The 18,107-nt window shown below is 41.8% G+C and carries 15 protein-coding genes; 6 read left to right on the plus strand and 9 right to left on the minus strand.

Features of this window, described 5'->3' with window-relative positions:
- Positions 1-28: 28 nt before the first annotated feature.
- From gldN to HDC92_RS17610, 6 genes are all read right to left on the minus strand, one after another.
- Complete coding sequence (gldN, locus tag HDC92_RS17585) at positions 29-916, minus strand: gliding motility protein GldN (protein WP_012780563.1); 888 nt, start codon at positions 914-916, stop codon at positions 29-31.
- Between the two features lie 6 nt (positions 917-922).
- Positions 923-2,464 (minus strand): gliding motility protein GldM, encoded by a 1,542-nt coding sequence (gldM, locus tag HDC92_RS17590; protein ID WP_012780562.1) that lies wholly within the window; start codon positions 2,462-2,464, stop codon positions 923-925.
- Positions 2,465-2,510: 46 nt separating this feature from the next.
- On the minus strand, positions 2,511-3,320 hold the full coding sequence (gldL, locus tag HDC92_RS17595; RefSeq protein WP_183876412.1) for a gliding motility protein GldL: 810 nt from the start codon (positions 3,318-3,320) through the stop codon (positions 2,511-2,513).
- Between the two features lie 41 nt (positions 3,321-3,361).
- On the minus strand, positions 3,362-4,729 hold the full coding sequence (locus HDC92_RS17600; RefSeq protein ID WP_012780560.1) for a gliding motility-associated lipoprotein: 1,368 nt from the start codon (positions 4,727-4,729) through the stop codon (positions 3,362-3,364).
- A 169-nt stretch (positions 4,730-4,898) separates the two neighbouring features.
- On the minus strand, positions 4,899-5,669 hold the full coding sequence (locus HDC92_RS17605) for a uroporphyrinogen-III synthase (RefSeq protein ID WP_012780559.1): 771 nt from the start codon (positions 5,667-5,669) through the stop codon (positions 4,899-4,901).
- A gap of 18 nt (positions 5,670-5,687) precedes the next feature.
- On the minus strand, positions 5,688-6,674 hold the full coding sequence (locus tag HDC92_RS17610; protein ID WP_012780558.1) for a DUF4271 domain-containing protein: 987 nt from the start codon (positions 6,672-6,674) through the stop codon (positions 5,688-5,690).
- A gap of 122 nt (positions 6,675-6,796) precedes the next feature.
- Between HDC92_RS17610 and hemW the strand changes: the two genes are divergently transcribed.
- Positions 6,797-7,936, plus strand: coding sequence for a radical SAM family heme chaperone HemW (hemW, locus tag HDC92_RS17615; RefSeq protein ID WP_012780557.1), 1,140 nt, complete (start codon positions 6,797-6,799; stop codon positions 7,934-7,936).
- A 17-nt stretch (positions 7,937-7,953) separates the two neighbouring features.
- Entirely contained in the window at positions 7,954-8,742 is a 789-nt protein-coding gene (locus HDC92_RS17620; RefSeq protein WP_012780556.1) for an SDR family oxidoreductase, read from the plus strand.
- A gap of 4 nt (positions 8,743-8,746) precedes the next feature.
- Here HDC92_RS17620 and HDC92_RS17625 read toward each other — a convergent pair whose 3' ends face one another.
- Genes HDC92_RS17625 through HDC92_RS17635 form a run of 3 tightly spaced genes read right to left on the minus strand, consistent with a single transcriptional unit; the run spans position 8,747 to position 13,204 of the window.
- Positions 8,747-9,883, minus strand: a complete 1,137-nt coding sequence (locus HDC92_RS17625; protein WP_317618101.1) for a formylglycine-generating enzyme family protein — start codon at positions 9,881-9,883, stop codon at positions 8,747-8,749.
- Positions 9,884-9,922: 39 nt separating this feature from the next.
- On the minus strand, positions 9,923-11,191 hold the full coding sequence (locus HDC92_RS17630; RefSeq protein WP_012780554.1) for a DUF1501 domain-containing protein: 1,269 nt from the start codon (positions 11,189-11,191) through the stop codon (positions 9,923-9,925).
- A gap of 18 nt (positions 11,192-11,209) precedes the next feature.
- The gene (locus tag HDC92_RS17635; RefSeq protein ID WP_183876414.1) at positions 11,210-13,204 is read right to left on the minus strand and encodes a DUF1800 domain-containing protein; all 1,995 of its coding nucleotides are present in this window, start codon (positions 13,202-13,204) and stop codon (positions 11,210-11,212) included.
- A 121-nt stretch (positions 13,205-13,325) separates the two neighbouring features.
- On the opposite strand from HDC92_RS17635, the gene HDC92_RS17640 reads away from it, so the two are divergent.
- The 4 genes from HDC92_RS17640 (at position 13,326) to HDC92_RS17655 (ending at position 18,088) form a co-directional block, all read left to right on the plus strand.
- On the plus strand, positions 13,326-15,428 hold the full coding sequence (locus HDC92_RS17640) for an alpha-galactosidase (protein WP_183876416.1): 2,103 nt from the start codon (positions 13,326-13,328) through the stop codon (positions 15,426-15,428).
- 85 nt (positions 15,429-15,513) lie between these two features.
- Positions 15,514-16,065 carry a fasciclin domain-containing protein gene (locus HDC92_RS17645; protein WP_183876418.1) on the plus strand — a complete coding sequence of 184 codons (552 nt, stop codon included), beginning with the start codon at positions 15,514-15,516 and terminating at the stop codon, positions 16,063-16,065.
- A 175-nt stretch (positions 16,066-16,240) separates the two neighbouring features.
- Positions 16,241-17,122, plus strand: a complete 882-nt coding sequence (locus HDC92_RS17650) for a cupin-like domain-containing protein (protein ID WP_183876420.1) — start codon at positions 16,241-16,243, stop codon at positions 17,120-17,122.
- Positions 17,123-17,206: 84 nt separating this feature from the next.
- A complete protein-coding gene (locus tag HDC92_RS17655) occupies positions 17,207-18,088 on the plus strand; it encodes a cupin-like domain-containing protein (protein ID WP_183876422.1) in 882 nt (293 codons plus the stop codon).
- The last annotated feature ends 19 nt before the right edge of the window (positions 18,089-18,107 follow it).

Consider the following 18,107-nt stretch of genomic DNA (forward strand, 5'->3'; position numbering starts at 1 on the left):
TTTTATTTTATCTAATGAAAAACAAAAATTAATATTCCCATAAACTTTGCTCATAATCTGAAATGGATTTTTTGATTCGCTCAGACTCATATAGTTTTCTGGTGTCCTTAGGATCTGTCTGGCCCAAAATATCCACTATATTCTTATTTGCGGGGTTTGTTTCTTTTACTACGTAACTTGAAAATAAACGCCTTACAAAAAAATCGTCAAAGGTAAGTTGTGAAGCATCGTTAAGGGGGTTAACCAGACGCTTTTTACTCAATAATTCCCTTGCATCGTCATAATAGATCCAGAATACCGGCTGCCAGTTCCCCTCTACCATCTTCATAGGAGCCAAACCTACTATTCTTGGTTCAAAGATAGAGCGCTTGGTATCCAAGATCCAATCTTCTTTGATCCTGAATTTTAAAAACTCATCAGATCTTAGTTTTCTCAGTTTTGGTTCTGCAATTTTACCGGTTACCGAATCTGCTACACCTTCTGTTACCCCTCTCGCCCCTTGCAAAGCCTGTTGGGCAGTAAGTGCAATCTTAAATGAATCGTTATCTTCCAGGATTTTACCCGAGGTGGTATCCTTTGGAGAATATACGGTAAGCTCTTCATTCCCTACGGCCTCCAGCAATATATCAATCAATTTGGCATCTTCTGCTTTCAGTACAGAATTTATGGTATCCCTCAAGTCAATTTCACGCCATATACGTTTTGCATAGTAAACATCTTCTTCCCTTACATCTGCATAAGGAACCATTACAGCACTATCCACATCTGTTCTAACCGAATATCCGTCCTTTGGCGGGGTTTTTATCTTCAACCTCGCCTTCTTAGCAGAATCCACAGGTGCTGCTGTATTGTTTACCTGCGCAAAAGCACTTACACTCAGCAACAGAAATACGATAATACCTACAATGTTCTTCATATTCTATTATTTAGCTACAAATGTAATACCATCTAAAACTTTTTGTCTTCCATCTGGTCCTTCACATACAATATCTTTAAATATAATGGTAGCACCCGGCTTAATTGAGTTTAAAGCCCCTTTTATTTGTCCGCCAAAACCACCGCCGTTGTTTGCAATGGTAACAGCATCTGAACGTGGATTAATAAAAGTAGCCGAAAAGCGTACCACCCTAAATTTCACATCAAATACAAAATCTTCCAGTTGCGTTTCAATAGCACCAGCTCCCTCAATCCATTCCAGAGGAACATTCCCACCTGACTTACCTTTAATATAGGCCCTTGGTGTAGGCAATGCTTTAACCCTGAACTGCTGCGACCCCAGGTTTAATGACTTTCCCCCGTTACTTGCAGAAACATTGATGCTTAAGGTCTTGCCAACCTGATCCCCACCAACCATCACTGAATACTGGCCGCTTCCAACTTTTTTTATTGATCCGCCTGAGATGCTTGCATTCACACTTTCCAAAGCAAAGCCTGCTGCCGAAACAGAAAAAGGATTGGCAATTCCGGCATAAATTACGTTCATCTTATCTGGCGAAACTGTTGCCGAAGGCTTGGCCACCTGATAGCTTTGTTCAGGAGTTTTGTACTCCTTTACCTGACCATCTGTTTGTTTCACCCTAATTACACCCGACCATTTAAAAACACCAACGCTTCCTGTACCACCTGTATAAGTTCCCTTGCCATCTTTAACAGCCAGCGAACTTCCGTTAACAGTAATAACAGGGTTGGACCTGGAATCACTTGCAGTTAAAAATACCTGTGCAGTATAAGGCTGACCTTGTATCACGTACGAACTTGGGGCTACTGCAACAGCATCAAACTGATCCAGGTTAACCAAAGCCTTGTCCATATTGCCAAACAGTTTCTTAACTACTTCGGCTTCAGCATTTTTTACATCCGACTGGATCTTGCTTAATATTGTATTGGCAGCAGTTAATGGGGTTCCTTCACCAAAATTAATGTCTACCCACTCCTTTTTTCCATTTACCTGTTTTACAGCATCCTTTGCTTCCAAAGAAAAGGTTACACCAGCACGATCCTTTTCGTCCAATAAGTCAATCAGCTTTTCACGGGTCTCATTAATTTTGGCTTTCAACTTAAACCCTTCCTTTTGGTTTATCATAATTCCCTGGGCAATGTCCATATTTTCCCGCAGTTTTATATCGCCTGTTTCCTCATTAATTCCCTCACCAGCTGTAACAAATTTATCTTTCAATTGCTGAACATAACTGTTCAGTTCATCAGCATAAGCTTTAGCCTTATTGGCCTTTTCCCATATCGGTTGGGCCCTTGCTGGTTCATCCTTTAATTTTGTATTCTGAAACGATGAGAATAACTGGTCAATGCTTGTATTTACATTAGTTTTAGACGTAACCAAACTGTCATTAATGTTTTTGAAAGCATTAAGTATAGTATCTGATACGTTTAAAGCAAGCATAGCCAACAATACCAAATACATGATATTGATCATCTTCTGCCTCGTTGTCTCTTTTCCTCCGGCCATTTTTAATTAGGTCTGTTTGGTTAAATAATAACTAATTGATTACTAATTATACACGTGGCTGGTTCATGGCAGACAGCATATTGCCATAAATGGCATTTAATGAGGATAAATTCTTGGCAAGTTTACCAACCTCCTCCTTAAATTGTTTTGAGTCTTCCATAGATTCATTGAAATTATTCATTGTCAATGATAAGTTCTGATAAAACTTGTTCATCGATTTCAAATGTGCACTTGAATCCTGGAGTTCCAGTTCATAGACGGCATTTAAAGCCGACAGATTTTTGGCAAGCGCATTTACCTGGTCGTGATAAGCTGTAGAAGCTGTATTACTGTTCCCCATTTCTACCAGCTGTGAAGTAGCTTTCTCAAAAGCACCGTTCAGCGTATCAAAACTTGCAGAAGCTGTTTTTAGCTTCCCTGTAAATTCGTTGGTAGCCGATGAAGCATCTGCAACATTCGAAATTGCCACAACCTTATCCCCAAATGTGCGGAGACCAGTACCCAGACTTTCAATCAGTTCAGGCCCAATCTTAGCATCTACCAGCATTTTATCCAATGCTGCAGTAGAAGAAAAACCTGCAGCAGCTGCAACAGGTCTTGCCGATGATTTAGGCAATTCACCGCTAAAATCTGCACTCAGTTCTGGGTATACCCGCTCCCATGGAAGTTCCTGTTCTGGTTGTCTGAAACCCGTCAGGAAGAACAAACAAGCCTCAACACCCAAACCTATACCAATCGCGTAGTTACCCAATGCACCACCAATATGTAATATTTTAAATAATGCACCTAAAATTACAATACTGGCTCCCCAGGATATTGCCACATGTAACCAATCGAATTTTTTCTTTGCTGCCATTGTCTTCGTTAATAAAGGATTAAGATTTTATTTTTAGTTTTTTAGTTTCTGTAAGTGATGTCAGTTCCAGGATATGCAGAAACACACCTGAAGCCTATATAAGATCTGGCCTGGTCCTGGTACTCATAAGTACCCACTGAATTTTGGAGGAAGAAGCCAATATCTTTCCATGATCCGCCCCTTACTACTTTACGTTTCATGTATTTACTGTCACCGGTTTTGGCTACATAAGTAAAGTTAGGGTTAAAATCAAGCAGCATAGGGGCTGCAGATTGGTTGTAGGCTGTTATTGTCCATTCCGAAACATTACCAGCCATATTATAAAGACCATAATCGTTAGGAAAATAAGACTTTACGTTTACCGTGTACAGTCCACCATCATCTGAATAATTTCCACGGCCAACCTTAAAGTTTGCCTGCATACATCCTTTTGTATTGCGTACATAAGGGCCACCCCATGGGTATTTGGTTTTTACATTACCTCCCCTGGCGGCGTATTCAAACTGAGCCTCACTTGGCAGTTGATATTCTGGTCTGGCATTAATCGGCTGTTTCCTGGATACAGCAACCGATTCATAAAAACGGGTACGCCATACGCAAAAAGCACTGGCCTGTTCCCAGGTTACCCCAACAACCGGATAGTCATCATATGATGGATGGTTAAAATAGGTTTTAACCATTGGATCATTCTGAGAATAAGAGTAGTCCACTTTCCACACCAAAGTATCAGGATAAACAGGAACAGAAGGATGATGGTTTGGATTACTTGGATCTGGATTGTCCGTATAAGTAATGATAAAATCCTGTCTCTTTTTGGATGGGTCCTTCCTGCCCTCAACGGCAAGATCGGAGCTTACATAACTGTAAGCATACCTTAATTTCCTGATGTCAATCTCATCTCTCCCAGGCAGGGCATCTGCACCACTATAATACATATCGGTCAGCTTATTCCCTAATCCATTATTTTTTTTGCTCCACAGTGCAGACCCATTACCGATCTTTCTCCAGTCTATATTTCTGTTTGCACCCAGGGCAGCCCCACCACCTGGTCCCGTAGGGGCCGGTTTAAAATATGTAGGAGCCCCAGACGGGCCTAACGAAGTTACCGCAACGGAATCTCTCACCCAATATACAAACTGCCTGTATTCAGCATTTGTAATTTCAGTCTGATCCATAAAAAAAGCACTAAAAGAAGTCATCCTGGCAGGAGAGCTTTGCGTATTGTTAATATCCTCATCAGACATCCCAATTAAAGTCCTTCCAGGCGGGATATATACCATTCCCAAAGGGATTCTGTTGTTCCTGAATTTCCTATTATAAACTCCAACCAACTCCCCCTGTCCTCCTTTTCCACAACTCGAAAATAATGCAGCGATAGTAATAAAAGCAACAAAGTATACGTTTCTCATATATAGCGTCAAGCAATTTTATAACAATTTTATCAATTTTGATTGATATAAACAATTATTAAGTCATAAAAATGTGACTTAAAATAAAAATAAACTAAAGTCTGGCATTTTTATTGCCAAGATGAATATTTTTAAGAAAAATTTTAAACTATTAGCTAACAGAGAAACTTTATTTGTTCGATTTTTTTATATAATTCTCAATTGCCATAATCATAGAAGGCGCTTCCGGTGAAGGAGCTGCTATGTCCACAATTAACCCGGCATCTTTAACCGCTTTATGGGTATTTACCCCAAAGGCGGCAATTCGAGTGTTATTTTGTTTAAAATCGGGGAAATTTGTATACAGCGACTGTATACTTGAAGGACTGAAGAAAGCAATAATATCGTAAAAAACTTCAGCAAGATCAGAAAGATCAGACACTACTGTCCTAAACAGAACTGCCGGTGTAAAATCGTACCCATTTTTCTGTAAAAAATTCATTGTGTCTTCAGTTGCAACATCAGAGCAAGGATAAAGGAATTTTTCATCTGCATGTTTTTTCAGCACTTCAGCTAAATCTGCCGCAGTCTGTTTACCAAAAAAGATCTTGCGTTTTCTATATTGAATATATTTCTGCAGGTATAAGGCCGTTGACTCCGAAATACAAAAGTATTTCAGATCAGCGGGAACATCATACCTCATTTCTTCACAGATCCTGAAAAAATGATCAACTGCATTCCTGCTGGTAAATACTACGGCAGTAAAATCACTTAAAGTAATTTTGTCTTTTCTGAAATCTCTCGCTGGGACCCCCTCAACATGAATAAATGATCTAAAATCAATTTTCAGGTTGTACTTCTTTGCCAAATCAAAATAAGGAGACTTCTCTGTTTCTGGCTTTGGTAAGGTTACCAATATACTTTTCACTTTACGTAACCTATCGTCTGTCATTTCTTGCATTTTACCTAATTACCGCTTTTATAATCCTATCGCCTTGATTAATATTAATATAGGGCAGATTTCGAGGGCACAAAAGTACAAAAATAAATATACTTTTGAAAACCGATAATGAGATAAAATATTTACTCCCGCTCTAATAAATTGAAAAACAAATACAATAATTAACAGAATAAATGAAATAGCAATATAATAAGGTCCATACTTTAAAGGAGATAAGGCAAAAGCGATCACCAGAGGTATAAACATTAATGCGATATTAAAATAACTTAAATATAATATAGAAACATATTCGTTTATCGCTTTCTGGATGCTGAAAAGATATCCCAGTAAGCGCAGCAAAACGATTTTTAATACATACAGCAGTACAATCAAAACAGATATGCTTATATAAAAACGGAATCCACTGTCAGAAAATGAGAGATGATAATATTGGGTAACCAGGTAAAAAAACATTCCTATTGTAAAACCAAACTGCACAAACAAGAGTAAAAATGGCCAGGAAGTAAACAGATTATCCTCCTTATTTAAATTATTCAATATCCGGTTGCTGAAAAAAGATTGAACTATCGTTTGCAGCTGTTTGGAAAAGGAAACTTTTAATGAGGCGAACAAAACCAGCAACAATGCAATTACCCCAAGTACCCATAAATTTCCTTTAGGGACTGGTGTACCCGTATGATACGGGTTTACATTAACCTTTGATTCAAACTCCCTATACCGTGTAAACAGACCTGACCGGCCATAAGTATTTGCCTTTAAAATACTGTCTATGATGATATTTTTATCCAGTAAAGAATCTGGTATGATCCAGGTGTGCATCAGGATTGAATCCGTTACAAATTTCTGTCTTGCAAAATAGGCAGAATCCTTAACTATTCTTTGTGTATAATATTTTTTAACCGCAACCGTGGTATCAGGCAGAGCAATACCTTCCTGGGCCAGCACCGGGCTAAAGTTTGTTCCAAAAAATATAACAACAAATAAAACAATCCGCATTAAAATCATTAACGCAAAAATAGCTTATTCCGGCATTAATTCACCATTGCTTTTTTTCCAATCATCTGTATCATCAGTATGAAGGGTATCCTTATGGTCATCTACAGTTTTACTTTTATTATCTTTGTCCCATGTCCGGAATTTATATCCACATCCCATTCTGCAAAAAAGCCTGTACCTATTGTGATTTTCATTTCAGCACTTCTTTAAAATATATAGATGAAATGACTGATGCGATATGTACAGAGATCATTAAAAAACAGGACAGGATAACCGGACAGGTGGGCAGTATTTATTTTGGTGGGGGAACTCCTTCGGTGCTTCCGGCCAGATCGTTCGAAAAGATTTTTCATACCCTAACCCGGCATTTCTCGATCTCTTCTGAGGCAGAAATTACCATTGAAGCTAATCCTGACGATCTGGATGCCAAAAAAATCACTGAACTGAGACAGCTCCCTGTAAACCGGTTCAGCATCGGCATCCAGTCTTTTTTTGAAGAAGACCTGATCTGGATGAACCGGGCACATAGTGCCAAGGAAGCTGAAGATTGTATCAAACGTAGTCAGGATGCCGGTTTTGAAAACCTGAGCATTGATCTCATTTACGGCTACCCTTTACTGACCGATAATAAATGGCAGCGAAACATCCAAAAAGCGATTGAGTTCCAAACCCCGCACATTTCAGCCTATTCGCTTACCGTTGAACCCAGGACTGCCTTGGCCAGTGCCATTAAAAAGGGGAAACAGGTTCCCGTTAATGAAGAACAAAGTGCTGCCCAGTTCCTTACCCTGATCAACAAATTAAAAGAGGGGGGATTTGAACATTACGAAATCTCCAATTTTAGTCAGCCGGGCAAATATGCGGTGCACAATACCAATTACTGGCGCGGTGTACCTTACCTGGGTATCGGCCCTGCTGCGCATGGTTTTGATGGGCAGAACCGCTACCTTAACATAGCAAACAATGCTGCTTATTTAAGTGCCTTACAGGCAGGAAACCTGGCCGAAACAATTGAGGAATTGAGTACATACGACAGATTTAATGAATACATCATGACTTCTCTCCGTACCGTCTGGGGCACCAGTCTGCAAAAGATCATGGCAGATTTTGGAAAGGAATTTTTAACCGGCACCCTAAAAAGCATACAACCTTTTATAGAAAAACAATGGCTCATAAACCAAAACCAACAACTGATTCTGACACAGGAAGGTAAATTATTTGCTGATCACATCGCATCTGAATTATTTCTGATACAAGATGACCATCTTTAACCACCAATTTAGAAAACATGAAGAACAAAGTTGTCTGGATTACCGGCGCATCATCCGGTATTGGAGAAGCCCTCGTATATGCCTATGATAAAATGGGCGCAAAGCTGATCTTATCCTCACGCAATCGCGACGAACTATATAGGGTTAAAAACGCCTGCAAAAGTCCGGTGAATATCCATGTACTGCCTTTAGATCTGGAAAACACCGCTGCTCTCGAGAGCAAAGCTGAAGAAGCCATACGGATTTACGGACACATCGACCTGCTGATCAACAGTGGAGGCATTAGTCAAAGAAGCCTGGCATTAACCACAGAAATGCAGACAGAACAACGGTTAATGAACGTAAACTTCTGGGGAACCGTTATATTAAGCAAGGCTGTCATCAAAAACATGATTGCCCATGGTGGTGGAAAGATCGTTTGTATCAGCAGTCTTGTAGGAAAGTTTGGCACACGTTTAAGGTCAGCCTATTCGGCCTCCAAACATGCCCTGCATGGATATTTCGACTCATTGCGTTCAGAAGTATTCGACAAGAACATACAGATCACTATCGTATGCCCGGGCTTCATCAAAACTCAGGTCTCCATAAATGCCCTGACAGCCAATGGCAGTCCACAAGGTACGATGGATAGTGGTCAGGAAAACGGCATGTTACCTGAAGAATGTGCAAGGCAAATCGTTCAGGCTGTTCAGCAGCAGAAAGAAGAGGTATATATTGGTGGTAAAGAAATAAAAGGTGTCTGGTTTAAGCGCTTCTTTCCACTCCGGTTTTCCAGATACATGAGAACAGCAAAAGTAACCAGGTAAATTTTTAGTTAGCTACACACCTGAAACCGGTATTCTCCAGGCCTGTGTCCATAGAGGACTTCATTTTTGAGCTTACCCTATATCCCTTGCAATAAGAAGAGTGGCACATAAACGAACCGCCCCTGATAATTTTCTTAGGAATGGTAGGTTCATCGGCATCGTAGCTTTCGGCTGGTCCTTTCGGATTATTTACTTTTCCCTTCAGGCCCCTGTAATAGTCGGCGGTATACCAGTCTGCGGTCCATTCCCATACATTCCCAGACATGTCGTAAAGGCCATAGCCATTTGCAGCGAAAGATTTTACAGGGGCTGTACTTGAAAAACCATCTGTTTTTAAGTCTGTATAAGGAAATTCACCCTGCCAGGTATTCGCCTTAACTTTTCCCTTATCCAGGCTTTCATCGCCCCATGGATACTTTTTACGCTGCAGGCCACCTCTGGCAGCATATTCCCACTCCGCTTCAGTAGGCAGGCGTTTACCCGCCCATTTGGCATACGCAGAAGCATCTATCCAGGAAACCTGAGTAACTGGATAATTGTCTTTACCCACAATACTACTTTTAGGGCCTTGAGGATGTTTCCAGCTGGCTCCGGCTGTCCAGCGCCACCATTGAGAAACATCATTGAGGTTTACACGCTTGGTGGGTTTTGAAAAGGTTAAAGATGCAGGCTGTAACAACTCGTCAGCAGGTTTGGGTGTGCCTGGCGGTAGTTGTTTTTTCAGCTCTTCCCAGTCTGGTTTGCGTTCGGCCTGCGTTACATAACCCGTAGCCTTTACAAAACGCGCAAATTGTGCATTCGTTACTTCTGTTTCATCAATCCAAAAGCCATCCATCACCACTTCATGTGCAGGATATTCATCGGGCCGGCCTTCATTGTCCGCAGCACCCATTGCAAAACTTCCGGCCGGAATAAATTTCATCCCTTCATGCGAAGCTTTTGCCTTCGGATCCTTTGCACCCAAAGAATCAATTGCACCAATCGATCCAAACCTTTTAGGCAGATTGGCATTGCAGCAACTGGAATCCGTTTTTATAGCCATACCTTCGGCCTCATTTCCGGTGGCTGTTGTTTTAACATTTTTTTGATTACATGAGGCAATCCCCATCGCCACCAGCAAGGATAAAATAACTCTTTTCACTTTGTAAAAATAGCGATAAAATGAATACCAGGAAATAAGCTAGCGCATTACACCAATTTTGTTACCATCCCAGTCCGGAAAAAGCACCTTATCGTTATTGATGTTCAGGTGCTTATCCGCTACTTCGCTAAAAACACTTCTAAAATCTGTAGTAACGGCCAGATCACGCCCATCTTCCAGGTTCTCAACTGCCAGCGGGTTTACCAAACCATGCACCAGGCCGCCGCTCACCCCGTTCCCCAAAATAAAGTTACAGGATCCCCTGCCATGGTCTGTTCCCCCAGTCCCGTTCTGTTTTACCGTACGGCCAAACTCGGTCATGGTCATTACTGTAACATCATCCTGATAAGTTCCCATATCAGTCCAGAACGCCATTATACTATTACTCAGGTCGTTCACATTTCTTGCAAAAATCCCGGTTTCTGCACCCTGATTAAAGTGGGTATCCCAGCCACCAGATTCAGCAAAAGCAACCTCCATCCCAACATCCATTTTAATCAACTGGGCAATTTGTTTTAATGAATTGCCCAATGCTGTATTTGGATATATGGCGTTGTTTGAAGGAGAGTAATTCTTGGTATCCACCTTTTGAAGCATTTTTATCGCATCAAAACTCTCTTTACCGGTTTCTTTTAACAAACCAGACGAAGTGGTATCATATAAGTCTTCAAAGCTTTTAGCTGCCATATTGGCCCCCTTCACATTTCCACGCAGCTGGATGTTAAAATCCTGTAGATTACTGATGGCCACCGCCGGATTATCACCATAAAATGACCTTGGCAGTGACGAGGTTAAACTCACCCCCTGAAATGGTGTGGCCGCTTCATGTCCCAGTAAGCCTACGGCACGGTTTAACCAGCCGCTATCTGTACCCTTTCTGAAAGGTGTACCCGATTCCATAAAATCCTGTGCATCAAAATGCGAGCGGGTAGTATTTGGTGAACCGATGCCATGTACAATAGCCATTCTTTTTTCCCTGAACACTTTTTCAAATGCAGCCATAGAGGGGTGCAAACCAAAACGGCCATCCAGATCAATCAGCGGAGTGCGCTTTCCATTACCTCTTGCAGCATCCATAAACAATGTTGGCCTTGCTGCCCTAAGGTATTGATCTGTAAATGGGGTTACAGCCATCAGCCCATCCATTGCCCCACGCTGAAAAATGCAAACAAGTATTTTTTTTCTTTTAAACAAACCCGGTGCTTTTGTACTGGCAACCGCTTCTGCCAAAAACCCCGGGATCCCGCCCAATCCAATTCCAAATAAGGCCAGTCCCCCTGCTTTTATAAATCCTCTTCTTGAAGTCATGATGATATATTTTAAGGTTTATTTACGTTGAAATTCAGGTGATCCGATAATTACCCCTACTACCTGTGCCAGCATGGTATTGTTGCCTGCAGCAGTTGCAATCTTATTTGCCTTCTTACCAAATCCCCTGTTGGCTACTTTAGCCCCCGCCTTATCTTCCTGATTCATCATTCCGGAATCAGAACTTGCCATGTTTGTTTCCACAACCTGGGGCGGTGCAGCCTTAGCAGCAGCAGTTTCCACTTTATTCACCAGATCAGGATCATTTAACATTGGTTTTAACCGTTTTACCGTCTCATCCAGGTTACGTTCCGGCATAATGAGCTTACTGTAAATAAGCAGGGCCGCATCCGCACTTTCAGGCTCATGGTTGTTATTTAGTGAAGCCAGGTTAATTTTGATACCTGGTATACGTTGTGTAGCCAGGGCCAGGCCAAAGTTCATCCTGTTTAACAAAGAACCGGTATTGATCCAGTATTGTCCCCTGTCCGGAAAACCTGTTGGGGCCTGGTAATAATACATACGCTGCCCCATTTTATTGATCCAGGTATACAGTTGATAGGGTTGTGTAATTTTGGCATCCAAACTGCGTACAGCACTAATGGCCAGTTCAAATGGCGATTTTGTTTTTTCTCTCAATGCATCCTTGCCCCAGAATTCCGGAGCTGTTACCATAGCAATCATCACCTGCTTAATGTCGCCATCAGTTTTCGTAAAGGTCCCGGCCATTCTGTCCACCAGCGCCGGCGAAGGATTATCGTTCACAAACCGTGTAGCGAGCTTTTTAGAAATGAACTTCGCAGTAGAAGGGTGATGGGCAAGCATGGATAGTAATGTTACCCCTTCTTCATATCCACCATGTGCCGGAAAGCGCTTTCCTAAAACTACCTTTTCTCCATTGTCATGGCGGTTAGGTATAAAAAGAAAATCACCCTCATGTACAAAGCCTCTTTTTTCAAGTGTATTTTCGTCTACCCTGTTCAACAGGTTTTTTGCAGCAGAACCATATCCGTTATCACCCATTGGTGCAATGGTCCAGCCCGTTAAAACTCTTGCTGCCTGGGTTACATCGCTTTGCGTATATCCTCCATCTACACCTAAGGTATGCAGTTCCATTACCTCACGGGCATAATTTTCATTCAGCCCCCCTTGTTTCTTTTTCTGCTGCTGTTTTTTGAAAGCAGGAGAATTTGCCATTAGTTTTGCCCTTGCAGCCTGGCGATTTTTAATGGTCTGCATTTCTCCCATCTGCATTTGCATGCCATCATTATCGGCAACCTGCTGCCCGCTGCTCGAAAAATTATCCAGGTACATCAGCATTGCAGGAGATTTTGCCGTAGCCAGCAACAGCGTTTCAAACTTACCTGTTACATTTGGCCTGATCACATCCCGTTCATAGGCGGGAATAAAAGAAGCACTTTGGTTTTTTGTTAAAGAAACATTGAAATGATTGAACCAGAAATCGGTCAGCAATTCATGCAACTGGTTGTTGGTGTAAGCAGCCCTTAATATTTTTTGGTTAAAAAACTGGCGGTACAGCTCCTGCTGCGGTTTATATCCTTTGGAATCCATAAAAGCTTTTATCTTCTGCCGGTATTCCTTGCCATCAGCCTTATTCACTGAGTCTTTATCGATGATCCCATCCTTAACAGCCATGCGGACAGCCTGACCCGGACGCGGATATTTGTTCTCCACTTCCGTATTGCTCAGGTTAATATCTTCGTACTGATTTAACATCCTGTTTAAGGAATCGTCTTTAAGCTTCCCATCCAATTGCTGTTGAAACCATTTTTCCAGGCCAGTTTTAACAACCTCATCAATGTCCTCGGCCCTGGCCCCATAAGTAAACCTGCTTAAAAGATGTGCAGCTGCCTGCCGTTCATCCAGTCCGGCCTGCTTATACGGAAAAGAAAATCTCACAGCAGCAGATTTCTCCTTTTCAAAGGAAGAACACAATCCTGCAATAAATAGCAGGAATACAAATGAATAGATAACTTTTACCGGTGTTTTCATACCTTGTTTATTTTGATTATAACGATAGGACAACAGAAAACTGATAAGGATTAATCAATATTTGTAATTGATGTATTATAATCCTAATTTCGGTGGATACACACAAAGCAAAATCTAATCCATGATTAAACCAGGCAATTTATTCCATATCTCCCTTCTTATTCTTTTTACCGGCATTTTTAATTATAGCTATTCTCGGGTACGTACCCCAAAAGAACTGAACACTTGTAAGGCTATACTGATCAATAATGTACTTACCCTGGAAAATGACTATCTGAGCAGAAGTTACAACTGGAATAATGGCGACCTGATCAGCACACAGCTAACCGATAAAAAAAATAAACACAGCTGGTTGTTAAACGGAAACAAGCCCGATTGCATTTTGCCAGGCAGCGGAAAAGCTGAAAGTGGCAGTCTGCACGTAGAAGCAGTGGCTGCAACCTCTATTGCGCCCGCCTATTTAAGGGCACAGGTAGAGGTCAAATTTGGGTCGCTTTTTGTAAGAAGGGTTTTCAGAATATATCCGGAAAGCCCTGCCATTGCCTGCGATTTCTATTTAAAAGGCTCGGTAAACGAAAAATGGGCCTCCACAAATATAAATGTAGGCGACCTCATCAATATTGAAAAAATTGAAGCCATAGCTCAAGGCAAAGCCAATGCACCGGTCATAGAAAATCTGTCGCTACCGGGTAAACACTGGCGTTTAAATTCAGTCGAATTTTTTGATGTGACCGACCGACGCAACAACCTGGTTCAGGAATATCGGCAATTGTTGTACAATGGCGAAAGCAGGATGAAGGGCAACCTTTTATTTATAAATGATGTACTGAGCGATAAAGGCATTTTTATTCTAAAAGAAAGCCCTACCGCTGAAGCCCAACTGGCCTATCCCGGATTTGATTTTCTGGCACGCTGGGGAAATATCCAGGCCGCCGGCATAGGTGTATTGCCTTCTGACATCCCTAAAAATGAGTGGGTACGCTGTTATGGCTTTGTAACCGGCGTTACTGCCGGAAGCACACTGGACAGGCTCTCAGCTTTACGCAGCTATCAGAAAAACCTGCGCACACACCTGCCGGGGCGTGACGACATGATCTTGTTAAATACCTGGGGCGACCGCAGTCAGGATAAAAAGATTGGCCTCGATTTTAGCCTGAACGAGATCAGGGCAGCACATAAACTGGGCATTACCCATTTTCAACTCGATGATGGCTGGCAAACCGGGCGTTCAGCCGCCTCTGCTTTGTCTAAAGGAAGTTTCGAAGGCATCTGGAAAAGACGGGACTACTGGCTGCCAGATATCAAAAAATTCCCCGATGGCTTAAGTCCCCTGGTCAATTTGGGTAAAAAACTTGGAATAGAGATCTGTGTATGGTTCAATCCCAGTCAGGACAGCAGTTATGTGCACTGGCAGGATGATGCAGGGGCACTGATCAGCTTATATAACAAATATGGCATCCGTACTTTTAAAATTGACGGTGTCCAGGTAATGGATAAACAGAGCGACATCAATATCCGGAAAATGCTGGACAGCGTGATGAAAGTCACAAACAATGAAGCCGTTTTTAACCTGGATGTAACTGCTGGCAAAAGGTATGGCTATCATTATTTTAATGAATATGGAAATATATTTCTTGAAAACAGATATACCGATTTTGGTAGCTATTATCCTTCCTGGACACTGAGAAATCTATGGATGTTGTCCAGATACGTCCCTCCGCAAAATTTACAGATAGAATTTTTGAACAACTTCAGAAATACAGACAAGTATGCAAAAGATGATCTGCTGGCTCCCTCAACCGTAAGTTTCGGTTACGAATTTGCTTTAACCATGATGGCCCAACCTTTGGCCTGGATGGAAGCAAGTGGTTTGCCCGAAAAGGCATACAGCATCACACCAACCCTGAAAAAATACCGGGACATTCAGTCAAAATTGCATTCCGGACAAATATTTCCTATCGGCGAAGAACCCAGCGGCACCTCCTGGACCGGCTTTCAATCCATCTTAGGCAATCAGGGTTACCTGCTGGTCATCAGGGAACGCAATGCCCAAGCTACATGCGCCGTTCAAACCTGGTTACCCGCCGGTAAAAAAATAAGGCTGCAAACCGAATTGGGGCAGGGCAAAAATACCACAGCCAATGTGGATAAAGAAGGCCGGGTAACATTTAGTCTGCCTGCAAACAACAGTTATGCCCTCTATCATTACCAAATTATAGAATAGTCGTTTCCTCTTTTTTTAGAAATCTGATAAAGAAAAAATCCGTACCATTTTTTTCTTCGTATCTGCCTGTATAAAACAAAAAATTATGAAACGAATTATTTTATCAGCAATTGCCATAGTAGCTCTGGCATTCACAACACAGGTTTACGCTCAAAAAAATCCGATGGTAGGTGGTGCTGCAATGTACACCACAAAAGACATTGTAGACAATGCAGTAAACTCTAAAGACCATACTACACTTGTTGCTGCCGTTAAAGCAGCCGGATTGGTCGAAACTTTAAAAGGAGCAGGACCATTTACTGTTTTTGCCCCAACAAATGCTGCATTCAACAAACTGCCTGCCGGAACGGTAGCGACCCTACTGAAACCTGAAAACAAATCCGCCTTAACCAAAGTATTAACTTATCATGTTGTTGCCGGTAAATGGACTGCGGCTGACATTGACAAAGCCATCAAAAAAGGAAAAGGCAAAACAGAACTGACTACTGTTGAAGGCGGTAAACTCTGGGCATGGATGGAAGGAAAAAAATTAGTACTTAAGGATGAAAAAGGCGGAACTGCAACGGTTACCATTGCCAACGTAATGCAAAAAAATGGAGTGATCCATGTGATTGATACCGTATTGATGCCAAAATAAAAATTGAAAAGCTGAGGGGGATATGTGTAAGCCGGGACTTTAACAGTCCCGGCTTTTTATTTCGCTAAGCCCTGACTTTTTTACACCATTTGTCAGGGTATTTTAATTTTTCATCCAACTTTACCTTCCGGATAACGGATTGTATAATTTTGCTTCATCTTAACAATTTATTTATATGAAGTTTAACCTGACTCCTATTGATATCGTTAATGACATCAGCAAAACAGATTTTGAAAAGCACTATCTGAACGCCCGCAAGCCCTTGATCATTAAAAACATGTCTAAAAGCTGGCCAGCTTATGAAAAATGGAATCTGGACTATATGAAAACTGTGGTTGGCGATAAAACAGTGCCCCTGTACGACAGCTCCAAAGCCGACCCTTCTAAACCCATTAACGCTTCTGCTGCAGAAATGAAGTTTGAAGATTATATAGAACTCATTAAAACCACACCAACGGATCTCCGCATATTCCTGTTCGACCCCATTAAACAGGCTCCTAAACTGCTTGAAGATTATCGCGCCCCTAAAGATTTAATGGGCGGATTTTTGGACAGCTATCCCAATATGTTTTTTGGTGGCAAAGGCTCTGTAACCTTTTTGCATTACGACATAGACCTTGCCCATATTTTTCATACCCATTTTAATGGCCGCAAACACGTTATCCTTTTTGAAAACAAATGGAAAGCGCGTTTGTACCAAATCCCTTATGCAACCTATGCCCTCGAAGATTATGATGTGGAACGTCCGGATTTCGAGAAATTCCCTGCCCTAAAAGGAGTGCAGGGTGTAGAGGCATTCCTTGAACATGGCGACACGCTGTTTATGCCTACCGGATACTGGCACTGGATGAAATACCTGGATGGCTCTTTTTCCATCAGTCTGCGTGCCTGGGATAAATCCTGGGCAGTAAAGGCCAAAAGCTTATATAACCTTACCCTGCAGCGCAAGTTTGATGATTTCATGAAGGCCAATTTCAGGGAAAAATACATGAACTGGAAAGAAGACCTTGCCATTAAAAGGGCCAACAGGGCCCTGGCCAGACAGCAACCTTACTAATCTTGTAAATTTATTTTACATTTGTTAGCAAATAAGATCGGCAACAGGCATTGAGCCGTTCCTGGTATCTTATGACGAAACAATATGAGCTTTATTTTAAAGCCGGTAGATACCGTTGAAAGCATCAGCCCTGCTGATTTTAAAAAGAATTACCTGGATGCACGCCGTCCATTGATCATCAAAGGCTTAACCAAAACCTGGCCAGCCAGAGAAAAATGGACAACCGACTACCTGAAACAGATTGGGGGCAACATTACTGTAAGCCTGATGGACAATTCAAAGGCCGACCCCTCCAAACCCATCAACGCCTCGGTAGCAGAAATGAAGTTCGGCGATTATCTTGACCTTATCAAAAAAGAGCCTACAGAACTGCGCATTTTCTTTTTTAACCTTTTTAAACACTATCCCGACCTTATAAATGACATCGTGATTCCTAAAGACCTGATGGGTGGCTTTATTGAAAGCATGCCAGCCATGTTTTTTGGTGGCTCCAACTCCGTTACCTTTTTACATTACGACATCGATTTGCCCCATCTTTTTCACACCCATTTTGGTGGCAGAAAACACATCATATTGTTTGACAACAAATGGAAAAAACGCCTTTACTGCATACCCAATGCCACTTATGCTTTGGAAGATTACGATGTGGCGAATCCCGACTTCGAAAAGTTCCCTGCTTTAAAGGGTGTAGAGGGCTATGAGGTCTTTCTTGAACATGGTGATACCCTGTTTATGCCTACCGGAATGTGGCACTGGATGAAATACCTGGATGGCTCTTTCTCCTTGAGCCTCAGGGCCTGGGATGCTTCCATCACCCGAAAAGCGCAAAGTGTGTTTAACCTGGCTGTAAAAGGCGGGCTCGACAGCGTGCTAAAAATGGCCTTTAAAGCACCTTATGCAAAATGGCGGGAACGTTTGGCTGTTAAAAGGGCTGAAAGTGCAATGGCCGAAGGCAGTCCTAAATAATCCTGGCAGGTATTTTTAC

It is taken from the genome of Pedobacter sp. AK017 (assembly GCF_014200825.1).
GTDB classification, from domain to species: domain Bacteria; phylum Bacteroidota; class Bacteroidia; order Sphingobacteriales; family Sphingobacteriaceae; genus Pedobacter; species Pedobacter heparinus.

What these genes read in the sequence shown, in the direction of transcription:
- gldN (WP_012780563.1), bottom strand. Translation starts at nt 916, where the DNA reads ATGAAGAACATTGTAGGTATTATCGTATTTCTGTTGCTGAGTGTAAGT.
- HDC92_RS17640 (WP_183876416.1), top strand. Translation starts at nt 13,326, where the DNA reads ATGATTAAACCAGGCAATTTATTCCATATCTCCCTTCTTATTCTTTTT.
- HDC92_RS17650 (WP_183876420.1), top strand. Translation starts at nt 16,241, where the DNA reads ATGAAGTTTAACCTGACTCCTATTGATATCGTTAATGACATCAGCAAA.
- HDC92_RS17600 (WP_012780560.1), bottom strand. Translation starts at nt 4,729, where the DNA reads ATGAGAAACGTATACTTTGTTGCTTTTATTACTATCGCTGCATTATTT.
- gldM (WP_012780562.1), bottom strand. Translation starts at nt 2,464, where the DNA reads ATGGCCGGAGGAAAAGAGACAACGAGGCAGAAGATGATCAATATCATG.
- HDC92_RS17635 (WP_183876414.1), bottom strand. Translation starts at nt 13,204, where the DNA reads ATGAAAACACCGGTAAAAGTTATCTATTCATTTGTATTCCTGCTATTT.
- HDC92_RS17610 (WP_012780558.1), bottom strand. Translation starts at nt 6,674, where the DNA reads ATGATTTTAATGCGGATTGTTTTATTTGTTGTTATATTTTTTGGAACA.
- HDC92_RS17645 (WP_183876418.1), top strand. Translation starts at nt 15,514, where the DNA reads ATGAAACGAATTATTTTATCAGCAATTGCCATAGTAGCTCTGGCATTC.
- HDC92_RS17630 (WP_012780554.1), bottom strand. Translation starts at nt 11,191, where the DNA reads ATGACTTCAAGAAGAGGATTTATAAAAGCAGGGGGACTGGCCTTATTT.
- hemW (WP_012780557.1), top strand. Translation starts at nt 6,797, where the DNA reads ATGTCCGGAATTTATATCCACATCCCATTCTGCAAAAAAGCCTGTACC.
- HDC92_RS17605 (WP_012780559.1), bottom strand. Translation starts at nt 5,669, where the DNA reads ATGCAAGAAATGACAGACGATAGGTTACGTAAAGTGAAAAGTATATTG.
- HDC92_RS17655 (WP_183876422.1), top strand. Translation starts at nt 17,207, where the DNA reads ATGAGCTTTATTTTAAAGCCGGTAGATACCGTTGAAAGCATCAGCCCT.
- gldL (WP_183876412.1), bottom strand. Translation starts at nt 3,320, where the DNA reads ATGGCAGCAAAGAAAAAATTCGATTGGTTACATGTGGCAATATCCTGG.
- HDC92_RS17620 (WP_012780556.1), top strand. Translation starts at nt 7,954, where the DNA reads ATGAAGAACAAAGTTGTCTGGATTACCGGCGCATCATCCGGTATTGGA.